Source organism: Pseudomonas sp. OV226 (genome assembly GCF_003148705.1).
Classification (GTDB): domain Bacteria; phylum Pseudomonadota; class Gammaproteobacteria; order Pseudomonadales; family Pseudomonadaceae; genus Aquipseudomonas.
Genome location: NZ_QGGS01000002.1, coordinates 82,522 through 96,111, shown reverse-complemented (window position 1 = coordinate 96,111; position 13,590 = coordinate 82,522). Strand labels below are relative to the sequence as shown.

General features: G+C 60.4%; 9 protein-coding genes. 5 read left to right on the top strand and 4 right to left on the bottom strand.

Annotated elements, in window-relative coordinates; genetic code table 11:
* Window positions 1-116: 116 nt before the first annotated feature.
* From C7534_RS03480 to C7534_RS03470, 3 genes are read left to right on the top strand one after another with little or no spacing between them, the layout of a single operon-like run.
* On the top strand, window positions 117-2,018 hold the full coding sequence (locus C7534_RS03480) for a sensor histidine kinase (protein ID WP_109785019.1): 1,902 nt from the start codon (window positions 117-119) through the stop codon (window positions 2,016-2,018).
* On the top strand, window positions 2,015-3,343 hold the full coding sequence (locus C7534_RS03475; protein ID WP_046026555.1) for a sigma-54-dependent transcriptional regulator: 1,329 nt from the start codon (window positions 2,015-2,017) through the stop codon (window positions 3,341-3,343). The genes C7534_RS03480 and C7534_RS03475 overlap by 4 nt, the downstream gene beginning before the upstream one ends.
* Before the next feature lie 8 nt (window positions 3,344-3,351).
* Window positions 3,352-3,681, top strand: a complete 330-nt coding sequence (locus tag C7534_RS03470; protein ID WP_177412221.1) for a GlpM family protein — start codon at window positions 3,352-3,354, stop codon at window positions 3,679-3,681.
* A gap of 10 nt (window positions 3,682-3,691) precedes the next feature.
* Here the strand turns inward: C7534_RS03470 and C7534_RS03465 are convergent, their stop codons facing one another.
* The 3 genes from C7534_RS03465 to C7534_RS03455 all read right to left on the bottom strand — a co-directional run bounded on the left by C7534_RS03465 (window position 3,692) and on the right by C7534_RS03455 (window position 6,086).
* The gene (locus C7534_RS03465) at window positions 3,692-4,633 is read right to left on the bottom strand and encodes a hypothetical protein (RefSeq protein ID WP_109785016.1); all 942 of its coding nucleotides are present in this window, start codon (window positions 4,631-4,633) and stop codon (window positions 3,692-3,694) included.
* Window positions 4,630-5,325, bottom strand: a complete 696-nt coding sequence (locus C7534_RS03460; protein WP_109785015.1) for a hypothetical protein — start codon at window positions 5,323-5,325, stop codon at window positions 4,630-4,632. Before C7534_RS03460 ends, C7534_RS03465 begins: the two co-directional genes overlap by 4 nt.
* A 95-nt stretch (window positions 5,326-5,420) precedes the next feature.
* Window positions 5,421-6,086 carry a DsbA family oxidoreductase gene (locus C7534_RS03455; protein WP_109785014.1) on the bottom strand — a complete coding sequence of 222 codons (666 nt, stop codon included), beginning with the start codon at window positions 6,084-6,086 and terminating at the stop codon, window positions 5,421-5,423.
* Window positions 6,087-6,630: 544 nt separating this feature from the next.
* Between C7534_RS03455 and C7534_RS03450 the strand changes: the two genes are divergently transcribed.
* Window positions 6,631-6,987, top strand: coding sequence for a DUF6124 family protein (locus tag C7534_RS03450; RefSeq protein ID WP_046026558.1), 357 nt, complete (start codon window positions 6,631-6,633; stop codon window positions 6,985-6,987).
* 143 nt (window positions 6,988-7,130) lie between these two features.
* On the opposite strand, the gene C7534_RS03440 is transcribed toward C7534_RS03450, so the two are convergent.
* Complete coding sequence (locus C7534_RS03440) at window positions 7,131-8,165, bottom strand: alpha/beta fold hydrolase (RefSeq protein ID WP_046026559.1); 1,035 nt, start codon at window positions 8,163-8,165, stop codon at window positions 7,131-7,133.
* Window positions 8,166-8,369: 204 nt separating this feature from the next.
* On the opposite strand from C7534_RS03440, the gene C7534_RS03435 reads away from it, so the two are divergent.
* The gene (locus tag C7534_RS03435) at window positions 8,370-13,586 is read left to right on the top strand and encodes a dermonecrotic toxin domain-containing protein (protein ID WP_109785013.1); all 5,217 of its coding nucleotides are present in this window, start codon (window positions 8,370-8,372) and stop codon (window positions 13,584-13,586) included.
* Window positions 13,587-13,590 lie beyond the last annotated feature (4 nt).

Below are 13,590 nucleotides of genomic sequence, written 5' to 3'. Positions count from 1 at the left end.
GAGCACGGCTTGCCGGCGATGGCGTCATGGTCGATGTCATCACCGGCAAGCCGTGCTCCTACAGGGGCAGGTGATGATCCGAAGATTTGTGTTGTGGTTGACCCAAGGCATCTGTGATGAAATGCGACCCCACTCTCTATCGCGCCGCGCCGCCATCACTTGCCGTGAAACCCCGTCTGGTTCGCCATTTATTCCTGCCGCCGCTGATCATCGCCCTGATGATCGGATTGGGTTTTGCCGGCTTCTGGATCAGTGAACACTATGGCATTCGCAGCCTCAGCGAGAACGGCCAGCGTCAGCTCGAACTGCACGCCCGCGCCGTCGAGAGTGAAATCAGCAAATACACCTACCTGCCCAGCCTGCTGGAACTCGAAACCAGCGTACCCACGCTGCTGGCCGACCCGACGCCAGAACATCGGCAAACGGTTAATGAATACCTCGAAGGCCTGAACCGGCGCAGCCGCAGTCGGGCTATCTATGTGATGGACACCACTGGCCGCGTCATGGCCACCAGTAACTGGCGCGATGTCGACAGTTACCTGGGCGAAGACCTGTCCTTCCGTGCCTATTTCCAGAATGCCGTGCGCGGTCAGCCGGGGCGCTTCTATGGCATCGGCAGCACCAACGGCGAACCCGGCTATTACCTGGCCCATGGCCTGGAAGAACACGGCAAGATCATCGGCGTCGCGGTGGTCAAGGTCCGTCTCGAAGCCATGGAAGAACGCTGGCAACGGGCGCGCCTCGAAGCCTTCGTCAGCGACGAAAACGGCATCATCATCCTGTCCAGCGATCCGGCACGACGACTGAAGTCGGTGGTGCCGTTGAGCGATGAGACCAAGGAAAAACTCGCCCGCAGTCTCCAGTACTACTGGTTCCCATTGAACGAACTGCAACCGCTGGCCCGTGAAACCCTGGCCGAAGGCGTGGAAAAACTGACCTTCCCCGCCAACAGCGAAGTGGCGTCCGACGAAGAAAACATCAGCTACCTGGCTCAGACCCGGCCCTTGAGCGACACGCCGTGGAACTTCACCCTGCTCACGCCGCTTCAGGATTTGCGCCGCGAAGCGATCAATCAGGGGATTCTGGTGGCGGTGGCCTTCGCCCTCGTGGCGTTCCTGTTGATCGCCTGGAACGAGCGACGCAAAGTGATCGCCACCCGCCTCGCGGCCCGGGAAGCCTTGCAGGAAGCCAACAATCAACTGGAGCGTCGGATTACCGAACGCACCACCGACCTGCGCGCCAGCAACGAACGGCTCAAGGGCCAGATTCGTGAGCGCCGGCACGCCGAAGAGACGCTGCGCCGGGCTCAGGATGAACTGGTGCAGGCCGGTAAACTCGCGGCCATCGGCCAGATGTCGACCAGCATCGCCCACGAATTGAACCAGCCATTGGCCGCGCTGCGGACCTTGTCCGGTAACACCGTGCGCTTTCTGGAGCGCGGTCAGCTGGATATCGCCAGCACCAACCTCAAGACCATCAATGAACTGATCGACCGCATGGGCCGGATCACCGCCAGCCTGCGCTCCTTCGCGCGTCGCGGTGACGACAAAGGTCAGGCAAGCCTTGGCAAAGCCATTGACGCTGCCTTGCAACTGCTCGGCGGTCGGGTGGAAAGCGCGCACCTGCAATTGCACCGCGACTTCAGCGACGTGCAGGTGCAAATCGACCAGACCCGCCTCGAACAGATTCTGGTCAACCTGATCGGTAACGCCCTTGATGCCATGCAGGCTCAACCGTTGCCGGAACTGTGGCTGGAAGGCGACGTGTTCGACGGCAAGTATCGCCTTCGTGTGCGCGACAACGGCCACGGCATTGATGCCGAAGCGCGCAAGCATCTGTTCGAGCCGTTCTTCACCACCAAACCCGGTGAACAAGGCCTGGGCCTTGGCCTGACCCTGTCCGCCAGCCTGGCCGCAGCCACCGGCGGGCAACTGGGTGTCGAACACCCGGCCAGCGGTGGTACCTCTTTTGTCCTCAGTTTACCGTTGGTAAGCCCTACTTCCGCCGAGCCAATATGAACAACGACCTTAGCGTGCTGATCGTCGAAGACGACCCCCATGTGCTGCTCGGCTGCCAACAGGCGCTGACCCTGGAAGACATTCCCTGCGTGGGCGTGGGCAGCGCCGAAGAAGCACTGGAACGCGTCGGCGACAACTTTGCCGGCATCGTCATCAGCGACATTCGCCTGCCCGGCATCGATGGCCTGGAACTGCTGAACCGGCTCAAGGCCCGTGATCGCAGCCTGCCGGTGGTGTTGATCACCGGCCACGGCGACATTTCCATGGCCGTTGGCGCGATGCAAAAAGGCGCCTATGACTTCATGGAGAAACCCTTCTCTCCCGAACGCCTGGTGGACGTTGCACGTCGGGCCCTGGAACAACGCAGCCTCGCCCGTGAAGTCACTTCGTTGCGCCGACAACTGGCGGAGCGCGACTCCCTCGAAGGCCGGATCATTGGCCGCTCGCCTGCCATGCAGAACCTGCGTGAGCTGATCGCCAACGTCGCCGACACCTCGGCCAACGTGTTGATCGAAGGCGAGACCGGCACCGGTAAAGAACTGGTCGCGCGCTGCCTGCATGACTTCAGTCGCCGCCACACCAAACAATTCGTCGCGCTGAACTGTGGCGGCTTGCCGGAAAACCTGTTCGAAAGCGAAATCTTTGGTCACGAGGCCAACGCTTTCACCGGCGCCGGCAAGCGGCGCATCGGCAAGATCGAACACGCCGATGGCGGCACGCTGTTCCTCGATGAAGTGGAAAGCATGCCGTTGCCGCTGCAAATCAAATTGCTGCGGGTATTGCAGGAACGCACCCTCGAACGCCTCGGTTCGAACCAGAGCGTGGCGGTGGATTGCCGGGTGATCGCGGCGACCAAGTCCGATCTGGTCCAGTCGAGCAAGGCCGGCGAATTCCGCAGCGACCTGTATTACCGCTTGAATGTCGTGACGCTGGAATTGCCGCCCCTGCGCGAACGTCGCGAAGACATCCTGCAATTGTTCGAACATTTTTTGCAGCAGTCGTCCCTGCGTTTCGACCGCATCGCGCCGGAGCTGGATAACCAGACCGTGTCGAACCTGATGAGCCACGACTGGCCCGGCAACGTGCGCGAGTTGCGCAACGTCGCCGAACGCTTCGCCCTCGGCCTGCCCGCCTTCAAGAAGTCCGGCGCCAGTGGCAGCAATCAAGGGTTGGCCTTTGCCGAAGCGGTCGAGGCCTTCGAACGCAACCTGCTCAGCGACGCCTTGCAGCGCAGCGGCGGCAACCTGACCCAGGCCAGCCTGGAACTGGGAATGGCCAAGACCACCCTGTTCGACAAAGTCAAAAAGTACGGGCTGAGCCACTGATGGATCTGATTCTAAAAGCCGCTTTGGGTGCGGCGGTGTTGCTGATTCTGGCGGCACTGGCCAAGACCAAAAACTATTACATCGCAGGCCTGGTGCCGTTGTTTCCGACCTTTGCGCTGATCGCGCATTTCATCGTCGGCAAGGGGCGCTCAATCGAGGACTTGAAGACCACCATCGTGTTTGGCATGTGGTCGATCATTCCCTACTTTGTTTACCTGGCGACGTTGTACGTGATGGTCGACCGGATGCGCCTGGAGGCTTCGCTGGCGGTGGCGGCAGTGGGCTGGTTGATCGCGGCCACCGTGCTCGTCAGTGTCTGGGTTCGCCTTCACAGCTGACGCAACGGCACTACGGGTGTGGGGAAAGGGGCAAGTCTCTTGGAGACTGCCCGTAAACCTTCTGCAACTGCGCTTGTGTCAACGCATCTTCAAACGGCACCGGCACCGATTTCACGGCCCCGTAGAGATTGCGATAACGCCAGTAGTTCCCGTTGTTGGCCAGTTGATAACCGCGCTCGACCACTCGCTGGCCATCAAGGTTATAACGCAAGGTTTCCTGGGCTGCCGCTGGCGGTGTCGGCTGCATCAGGTCGGTGGCCAGAACGCGCATCGATTCGTCGATACACTCGTCGAGCACAGCCGTGACCTTCGCCAAATCGAGGCTGCCGTCGTCGATGCACTGCTTGCCACAGCGTCGAATCGGCTGGCTGATCACTTCGATCCGCATGCGATACAACGCCGAACCGGCAATGTCCTGGACCTGGACCTGATTGACCAGCACGAAACTGCCACGATCCGGGGTCAGCATCAGTTTGGGTTCAATCACCAGGTGCGCAGTGACTTGCCCCTCTCCTTGCTTGAACCCGGCCACTTGCGAAGCCTGTTGATAGCGCTTTTGCAGATGCTCCTGCAACGGAACGCCCGCCATCAAGTCGGCCATCGGTCGCGCCTCGTTGAGCGCGGTCTTTTCCGCATCGCGCTGCAAGCTGCCGCTGCCCATCTGGGTGTTGACCAGGCTGGCCACCAACAAGCCGGCAATCCCGGCACTGTTGCCCGAGCTGGCCACCAGATTCTGACTTGACGACGCGGCTTGCAAGGCTGCCTGGGAGTCAATCACGGTGATGGCACCGACAAAGGATTGCGGCAACTGCACATCGACCTTAAGCCCGTGGGCCTGGACGTAAGGCAAGGCACTCTGATCCTTGAAACCGGCCTCAGAGGCCGGTTTCTGTGCGCACCCGGTCAGCATCAGCAGGACCAAGGCACCCGCCACTGTGGGCAGACGCATCATTGGGTGAAAGGCGTGATCATTTGCTGACGGCTACTGTCCATAGCCTGATAGAACGCGTTGGACAGGTTGGCGTAGGTCGGCTCGTCCCACTCACCCTGGGCGGCCTGAACAGCAACAAAGGGTTTGAACCACAACAGTTTGTTGTCGGCCAGATCGATCACCATGCCCTGTCCGCCTACCTGCGCCATTGGCACGCTGGTCGGCACGATGCTGTAGTAGCTGCGGGTGGCACCGGTGGCGTAGACATTCACCAACAGCAGACGATCAACGCCGTAGGAAGCCTTGACCGGCGTCATGTCCCGGGTCATGTAACCTTCGCGGAAACTGGTTTCCTTAAAAGCTGCAAGGTCGACCGGCTTGTCGATTCGCTTGGCTTTGTAACCCTTGGCCTGCAGCTTGGCGACAAGGACATCCGGCAAGGTGTTGAGGTCACTCACTTGCCACTTTTCGACGTTGTCACTGAGCTTGCTGTTAACGCCCTTGTTGATGGCGTAATCGAGCAGCCCCTGATTACCGGTCAGCGCCAGCACCGGCGCAGGCACCACAGTGATTGCCACACCAATAGTCGGCTCTTTGGCATCCCAGAATTGCTGGTCCAGCGGAACTGGCGGTTGTACGTGGGCACAACCAGTGAGGGTCAGGCAGGCGAGCAACGTCAGCGCTGCCCAGGTGCGTAGAGCGTGAAGAGTCATGGATCAAGTCCCTATGATTATTAGCGGTGCTGCTTATGTCGGCAGCACCGGTAAAAACCGTAGTGGCATATTGATATATTTTTGATCGGTAGTCGTCAGCTAACGGTGCCGCCCTTGGCCTCGCTCATGATCTGGCGAATCGCCCCGACAAACGTCTCCACCGGCTGCCCGCCAGTCACCGCGTACTGCCCGTTGAACACCACGGTCGGCACCGAACTCACGCCACGCGACAGCCACAATTGCTCTTCCTCGCGCACCTCTTTGGCAAATTCATCCGACGCCAGAATCGCTTCTGCCCGCTCGCGATTGAGCCCCACGCCTTCGGCGATCTGCGCCAGTTGAGCGTGATCGGAAGGGTTGCCGCCCTCGCTGAAGTACGCACGGAACAAGGCGTCTTTGAGATTGAACTGCAACCCTTCCAGCCCCGCCCAATACAACAAGCGGTGGGCATCAAAGGTGTTGTAGATACGGCTGTTGCCATCGGTGCGAAACGCAAACCCGACCTCGGCACCACGGGCGCGGATCATCTCGCGGTTTTTCTGCGATTGCTCAGGCGTTGAGCCGTATTTCTCGGTGATGTGTTCGGTGATGTTCTGGCCTTCTGGGGCCATTTTCGGGTTCAGTTCGAAGGGCTGAAAACGGATCTCGGCCTGGACTTCATCACCCAGCAAATCCAGAGCCTGGGTCAGGCCGTACAAGCCGACAACGCACCAGGGGCAGGACACGTCGCTGACGAAATCGATTTTCAGGGGGTTACTCATCGCACACCTCGCAGGCTTGAATGGCGCTGGAAAGTTCGCACGATACACCTGACCGGGCCGCGTTGGCAGTCATCCCCCAATCCCTGTGGGAGCCGGGCTTGCCCGCGATGGCGGTGTGTCAGTCGATACCTGCTGTGACTGACATGACGCCATCGCGGGCAAGCCCGGCTCCCACAGGTTTTGCAGTGATCGGGAGGGTGTGTTTAGTTCTGTTTAGGGTTACTTCCTGAAAGCTACAGCGCCTTGCGCCGTCGCCTACAACCACGTCAGAATCCGCCGGCTTGTGCGCCTGGAGGGCCGTCGGTAACTTGGTTCCGTCACTGATTTCCAGTGATCGGGTTTAGTAGCCCGGATTACCCCTCAAGACGGATGCATAAGCGTCATTCAGTCAGGTTTTCACCTGCACTTGATGGTGGCTGTGTGCATGGCACCCTCGGGTGCGCCGGGTTTGAGGGAGTTACCGGTCTACTAACTTGCGCACAGCTACCACCCCTACCGTTTAGTAGCGAGAGAGGTTGTAGCCCTACTAAAGGTAAATCCCTCAATGTTCAAAATTACTCCAAACCCACCGGAAACCGACGACGTTTCCCCCTACGAAACCCCTGAGTCCAAAAAGCTCAACAAAGCCGCCGACCGCGCCCTCGACTACTACCTCAAACCGGTCATCCCCAAAGACACGCCCCGCAAACCCAGCACGATCTACCTCGTCGCCCCCGACACCGACAACGAAACCCTGCTGGTCAACGCCTGTGAGACGTTGGCGTCAGCGAGTGTCATGTTGAGCAACTTCGCCGCAACGGTTGACGGCACCCAGCGCAACACCGTGCTCGGCATTCAGCAGTCCGTCATGCTCGGCGAACTGGCGGTGAACCGGATGCTGGATAACGTCGTCCCCACATAATTCTCAACCCGTAGAAGATCAAATGTGGGAACGGCGGTGCGACGATTCGACTTGCTCGCGAAGGCGGTGTGCCAGTCAAATCAGATGTCGACTGACACGACGCTTTCGCGAGCAAGCCCGCTCCTACAGTTTGATTTGGGGGATTACAAGAGATTCGGCGCAGGCACCGGATCGATCTGCGCCCAATGCGAAGTGTCTTCGCGATGCGCCTGCAAGTACGGCAACACCGCCGCCAGCAACGGCTCTTTAAAGGCTTCCTGGAAGCGATGCGCCAACCCCGGAATCAACTTCAACTGACTCCCGCGAATATGCGCCGCCAAATGCACGCCGTGCATCACCGGCAACAACGGATCAGCCGTGCCATGCACCACCAGCGTCGGCACGCGTAGCTGATTGAGCAGGTCCACGCGACTGCGCTCGGCGAGGATCGCCATGATCTGGCGCTTCACACCTTCCGGGTTGAACGCCCGGTCATAGGACTGCGCCGCCTGCTGCAACAAGGCCTGCCGATCATCTGTCACCGACGGGCTGCCCAACGCCGCGAGCAAGTCAGCTTGTTGCTCCAGCGCCACTTCGCGATTCGGCGCGCCACGACGCGACAACAATTGCACCAGCGCCGCACTCGGCGCCGGCAAGCCTTCGGCACCGGAGCTGGTCATGATCAAGGTCAGGCTTTCCACACGCTGCGGCGCCATCGCCGCCATGTGCTGGGCGATCATCCCGCCCATGCTCGCGCCCAATACGTGAAATTGCTCGACGTGCAGCGCGTCCATCAGGCCAAAGGCATCGTCGGCCATGTCGGTCAGGGTGTACGGCGCCGACACCGGCAAGCCGAGTTTGTAGCGCAACGCTTCAAACGTCAGGTTGGCCTCGGCCGGGGTCTGCCGCCACGTGGAGAGGCCAACATCGCGGTTGTCGTAACGAATCACCCGAAAGCCCTGCTGACACAGCGCAACCACCACCTCGTCCGGCCAGTGAATCAATTGCCCACCCAGGCCCATCACCAGCAACAGCGCCGGGTCGGACGCACGGCCAATGCTCTGGTACGCCAGGCTCACCTGCGCCAGATCGACGTGTTCGGTTGGAACGTTGACATCACAACGAGAGGCCGCCAACGACGGCAGGCCAAATAGCAACGCGGCCAGAAAAATGGCTTTAGAAAAAAAAGACGCACTCATGAAAAAACACCAACACGCAGAACCCCAGTAGAGCGCGAGTCTGATGAAGTTTGTTCAAGCGCGCTGCCACAGTTGCGTGACAGTTTCGTGAATATCGCCCAATGGTCGATACGATAACTATGTAGTGCCACGCAGGGCCGTAAATTGCCTTCAATGACGCGCTCAGAGCGGACACGCCGCTCTCCTGCACAGAGCTATGTCGTCATGAAAGAACGTGTGTTCAGCGCCTTGCCCGATTCCCCGCCGGTCGTGATGGCGGCCCATCCCCCCCTGAAAAACAACCCCGATGAAAGCCTGCTGCTGAGCGCCACGACACGCTGGCGCGAGAGCAGCCGGGCCTTGCAGGCGCTGTTCAGCGCCGCGCCGCACAGAGCACACCGTAACGAACCCTCGCTCAACGAACGCTGGAATGCCTATTGGGGCGCCCGAGCCCCCGGTACGCCGTTATCGCGACGCGAGTGGGCCGGGCAGTTGTATCGCAACCATTTCGAGGCCTGTGCTCAAGTAGCCTTTGCCCGCAGAACCCTGAGTGCTGAACAGCTGAAGCCGTTGCAATTGATCATCGATCCGCCTGCCGAAGGGCTTTTTCTGGACAATCAACCCGTGCGGAGTGAACGGCTGACGTTGATTCTGAGCGACAGCGGCACCCTGAAATTCCCCGCCGCCTGGGTCATCAGCGTCGGTGATGGGCCTGCCATCGCACAGTGGCTGTACCTGCCCGAGCGTCCCGTTCCCATTCAAGTCTTCCCTCAGCGCAGCGACATGGAAGCCTGGTTATCCGGGCAATCGCTCATCCCCCAAGGCCTGCCGGAGGATGACGTGCGCTTTGAATACACCGCCAACGCTCAGCCGCTGATATCAGGCATTACTGAACTGCTGCTCCACCCGCATCACACCAACACCGTGATTTTCGCCCTGCCGCCGGTCGTTGAAGTGACGGTGGTTGACGAAGATGATCCGCCGCTGTTTGGCAGCCTGTTCGCCGACATCCCCTGGTCCCTGCGCCAAGCCGCGTTGAACCGGCAGCGCGATGCCCTCGAAGCGCTGCTGGGCGATGCGTTTGAAAGTGACCGGCAACGCCCCTTCGAGGCGGCAATGAAGGCGTTGGAGCAGGCAGAGCAGACCGCTGACACCGCCGCTCGCGCCCTGCTTTACCGGTCACGTACCCTCGACTTTACGACCATCAACCGCGCGTTCAGCGCGCTCTATCAGGCACACCAGGATGGCTTGCGCGCAGAGGCCGACATTCAACGGGCCCTCAAGCAACTCGACAGCGATGAATTCAGCCTGCTCCAGGCCGTGCTGGACGCACCGCTCGCCGCCCATCGCGATGCCGGCATCATCGCCGCCAGCCTGACGCTGTCGATGACCGACCCAACCGGCAACGTCACGACGCAGTTGCTCAATGGACCGTTCGTGATCACCCGAGCGCCGCTCGACGCCGCTTCATCCCACAGCCTTTTGCTGTACTGGCCCGGCAGCGGTGGCGGCTTGCAACGGTTCGCCAATCGCACCGAGCTGGAGCGGCAAGTGTTCAAGATTCAGGACCGGGATCCGGTGTTGGCCTTGCAGCTGAAAAAAATCGACACCGACCCGCTGCATGACAGCCTCGATCAACTCACCCGCCATTTCGAAGACAGCGCAGCGCACATCCGCCAGTCCACGCCCGACGCCGCTCAGGCGCTACTGCGTGCAGACGAACTGGAAAAACTGCGCAAACAAACGCTGGCCACCTTGCAGGTGCCGGTGCACGCCGCACGAAGCCTGGCGTTCTCGCACCAGTTGGAGCAAAGCCGCAGTGGCGCGCTCTTCTCCCTGCTGCCCGAGTGGCTCGCCACCTTGTCAGCGTCCGAGCGTGTTGAACTCAAGGCCCTGTTCGAGGCTTACCTCCTGGCGATGCGCCGCAGTCACCAACAGCTGGAAACCGCCTTGGCGCCGCGTGACGATTTCACCCGTCAGCAGGTGCAGGCCCGCCTGCGCCAGGACTTCGCGCTCGAAGGGCATTTTGAGGTGCAACTTGATCTGCCCGATTCGGTGACATTGCAAAAACAACTGGCAGAAGGAGCCGCCCCGGGAACCCCGCAAAAACTCGTCGCGGTCCCCAGTCAAACCCGCAACACAATGTCCCTCGAAGAACTCGCGCAATTGAACCTCGACACCACCCCCTCGATGCAACTGGAGCCTCTTTCACTGCGACTGGGTTTTATGCGGGTGGACGTTACGGCAACGGACCCCGCCGAACGTCAGGCATTGCTACGCGGTATCACCTTGCCCTGGCTACGCAAGGTCTTGCCGGAACTTGATCTGCCCCAAGCCTACGAAACACTGATCCGCGATGCCTTCACCGGCTCGGCCAGCGAGGCCGTGTTTGTGCAGGCGCATCGTCGCGAATGCCTGATCGATCCCTGGCGCCTGATGCTGACGTTGCAGGGGACCTGCGCGCGCCTGCAAAAACAGATCAATCAAGTCGAATGGCAGGTGCTGAAGATCGCCATTGAGGCCAACACCCCTGACGCCTGGAACGTGGACGGCCAACGCATCGTGATCCGGCCGGCGTACTTGAGCGCTGGCGGCAAGGACACGCCCAACGAGGGGCCCACAACCTTATCCGGGGTGACGTTCATTGAAGAGCAAGTCAGCCGGATGACCCTGCTGTATCTGCCGGATAGCCCCGATGGGCAGTTCCTGCGTCGCTACGACAACCTGGAAGCGGCTCGCGGGGCCTTGTTCAATCTTTGCCTGCGTCGCGAAATGGTCGACTACCTGGCAGGACGAGCGTTGCAAGGCCAGGTGCCAGCCCATGTGAGCCGCATCAATCAGGCCGTGCTTAAACATTTCGACGCAATGATCGGGGTCGGCGAGCCGTGGCCAAAAACCACGTCACTGGCGGCCCATCTGCTCGATGCCCATATGGGGCGCCTGATCGAAACCCATCGCGCAACGTCCCGCTCCAACGATGACCTGTACCTGGAGCGCTACGCTCTCAGCGGTCCGAGGGCGTTCAATTACATGAGAATGGCCTTGGGCGTGGTGCCCTTTGTCGGCTCGGCCATTGCCCTTTACGACGCCTGGAGCAGTGCCAACCGGGCTGTCGCGTCGCTGCTGCGCGGCGACGTGGGTGATGGTGTGACCGAGATTGAGTCGGTGCTGCTGTCACTGGTCGATGCCGCCTTGGATATTCTTCCGGGGGTTGCCGCGAGGCCCCGATCAGCCAAAAGCGCTCGCGCGCTGGCGCGCCTTCGTCAGTTGGAGGCATCAGGCCGCCACGCCGGTGCGTTGCAAGCCAGGTCACAGCGCCAGGCGCGGCATGGCTTCAATCGCTTCGCTGGCTACGATTATGAACAGCCGATTTCCCTTGCCGGACTGCTGCCGGCTACCCACGGGATCTACCGCAACATTTACCGGCATGTGGACGGCGATTTCATCGTTCGCCAAGGGCGCATCTTTCAGGTTGAACGCAGCACCGACTCACGAAACTGGCGACTGACCGGCACCCGCCAGAAAACCTATAAGCAACCGGTTGGCCTGGATGAGGTGGGGTGTTGGGACACTTACTTCGGTGTCTATGGGGTGACGTTCGAGGGGGGCGGGCTGGGCGGCGGCAATCTGCTCGGGCACCTGGCGAACCGGCTCGACCCGATCTGGCCGGCGGCCATTCGCGAACGCCTGCCGCGTTGGTGGGCCGACCAGGCGTTTCGCCGTCAGAACGCGTTGACCGAAGCGGCAGACGATTTCGCCCCGCAACTCGACGCCCGGGTCAAGCACACCAATGCCCTGATTAAAACGTACAACACCAGCACGCTTGAGCAGCGTCCGGCATTGATACCGGCCACCGAAACCGCGTGTATCGGCGACATCGAACTCGCCAGCCGACACTATGAAACGCTGGCTGAGCTATTCCCCCTGACCCATGGCAACAAGCGGCGCGTGCTCAAGGACATGCAGAGCCATGACGCCCTGCTGATCACCGATCGGTACAGGCAACGGGTGTTCCTGGCCAATCATCGGGCCGATCCGTTGATGGACCGGATCGACGATCTGGTTGCCCAACTGGATGCACTGCCGGGCGATGCGATCAGCGAACGCGTGCGGGTTCTGGAAGACACCCGAAAATTGCGCGTGCAGTTCATCCGCGAACTGGATCACATCGATGCCGGGATGCGCGATCTCAACCTCTGGTACGAACGTATTTCAGTCAGCAACCACAAGGCACAAATTACCGGCGAAGTCATGATGCTGAACGGGCGGCTCAACGAAGCCAACCTGCTCTACTTGAGAACCGGTCACCTGCTGGAAGTCGTCAAACGCTTTGATCATTCACGGGACGTCTCCTGGTTCTACCTGCAAGGCCAGACAGAAAATCTGCGGGTCAAAGTCGACCGGGCCTTGTTCACCCAGTTCAGCCTGACGGAAGTCATCGCCACCAAGGCCCAGCGCAATCAAATCTTGCAGGAATGTCTCGATCTTTATGGTGCCTTTCGCCGCGGGATGAACGCCTGGACCGCCAGTTATCCGCAACACTTTCATCAGGACGCCGTGGTGCCACTGCTGGAGGGCCTCGAAAAAATGGCCGAGCGCGCACGCAAGGGCATCGATCAACAGGCGCCCGCCTCTGTTGCCGGCAAGCGCAGCAAAAAAGTGTTCACCACCGAAGACGATCAATTGCTGATCGGAGTGGAGCGCTGGGAGCCGACAACGCAAAAGCGCCAATACACCCTGACCGGACAGGGCGGATTTGATGAAGTGTGGGAACAAGGTACAAACGGCAAGTTTCGCCTGCTGAACCCGCCCGAGCCAGCAACCCATACGCCTCAACGGGACCTTGGCGCGTTGGTCGAAGATGCTCGCAGCCGCCTGCAATCTCAGGAGGCTTACAAGATCAGGATTCAATCTTATGCGGCGCACGACATGCTGCCAGTGGACCTGGAGCACACGATGACCAGTGAGGCTGGCGAGTTGACCCGGCGCGCGCTGGCTATCCAGGACATTGCCCCGCGACACCCGCTCATCGAGCAACTGCGCAACAAGGCGACCGAGCTCGTTGCCAGCGGACGCCAGATGCGCACCCGCCAATCCTTGAGTACCCAACGACCGACCGATGGAATGCTGGATGACCTGATCAGTCACAACGCCGTGGAGATACGCAAGACAAGCCCGATCAAACACTTGGGCAAACGTTCTGACGGTCGAAGCGATCACCTGCAGGAATATGAAATATGGGACGTGACCGCGCAACCACCCAAACTGTTGTGGTACGCCCACTTCCACTACGCCAAGGCAGCCCCCGCGTTCGCCGAGTTCGAAAAGGCGCACCTGAAACTGCCGGAACACCGGTTTCTGACCCACGCCGACAACGCCGCGCTGCCTTACGCGGACATCGGCATAAAGTCAGCCGCGCTCAGGCATTTTGATCAGGGCTAAAAAG

Excerpts from the sequence above, each read along its gene's own strand:
- C7534_RS03480 (WP_109785019.1), top strand. The coding sequence starts at position 117 with ATGAAATGCGACCCCACTCTCTATCGCGCCGCGCCGCCATCACTTGCC.
- C7534_RS03475 (WP_046026555.1), top strand. The coding sequence starts at position 2,015 with ATGAACAACGACCTTAGCGTGCTGATCGTCGAAGACGACCCCCATGTG.
- C7534_RS03465 (WP_109785016.1), bottom strand. The coding sequence starts at position 4,633 with ATGATGCGTCTGCCCACAGTGGCGGGTGCCTTGGTCCTGCTGATGCTG.
- C7534_RS03460 (WP_109785015.1), bottom strand. The coding sequence starts at position 5,325 with ATGACTCTTCACGCTCTACGCACCTGGGCAGCGCTGACGTTGCTCGCC.
- C7534_RS03455 (WP_109785014.1), bottom strand. The coding sequence starts at position 6,086 with ATGAGTAACCCCCTGAAAATCGATTTCGTCAGCGACGTGTCCTGCCCC.
- C7534_RS03450 (WP_046026558.1), top strand. The coding sequence starts at position 6,631 with ATGTTCAAAATTACTCCAAACCCACCGGAAACCGACGACGTTTCCCCC.
- C7534_RS03440 (WP_046026559.1), bottom strand. The coding sequence starts at position 8,165 with ATGAGTGCGTCTTTTTTTTCTAAAGCCATTTTTCTGGCCGCGTTGCTA.
- C7534_RS03435 (WP_109785013.1), top strand. The coding sequence starts at position 8,370 with ATGAAAGAACGTGTGTTCAGCGCCTTGCCCGATTCCCCGCCGGTCGTG.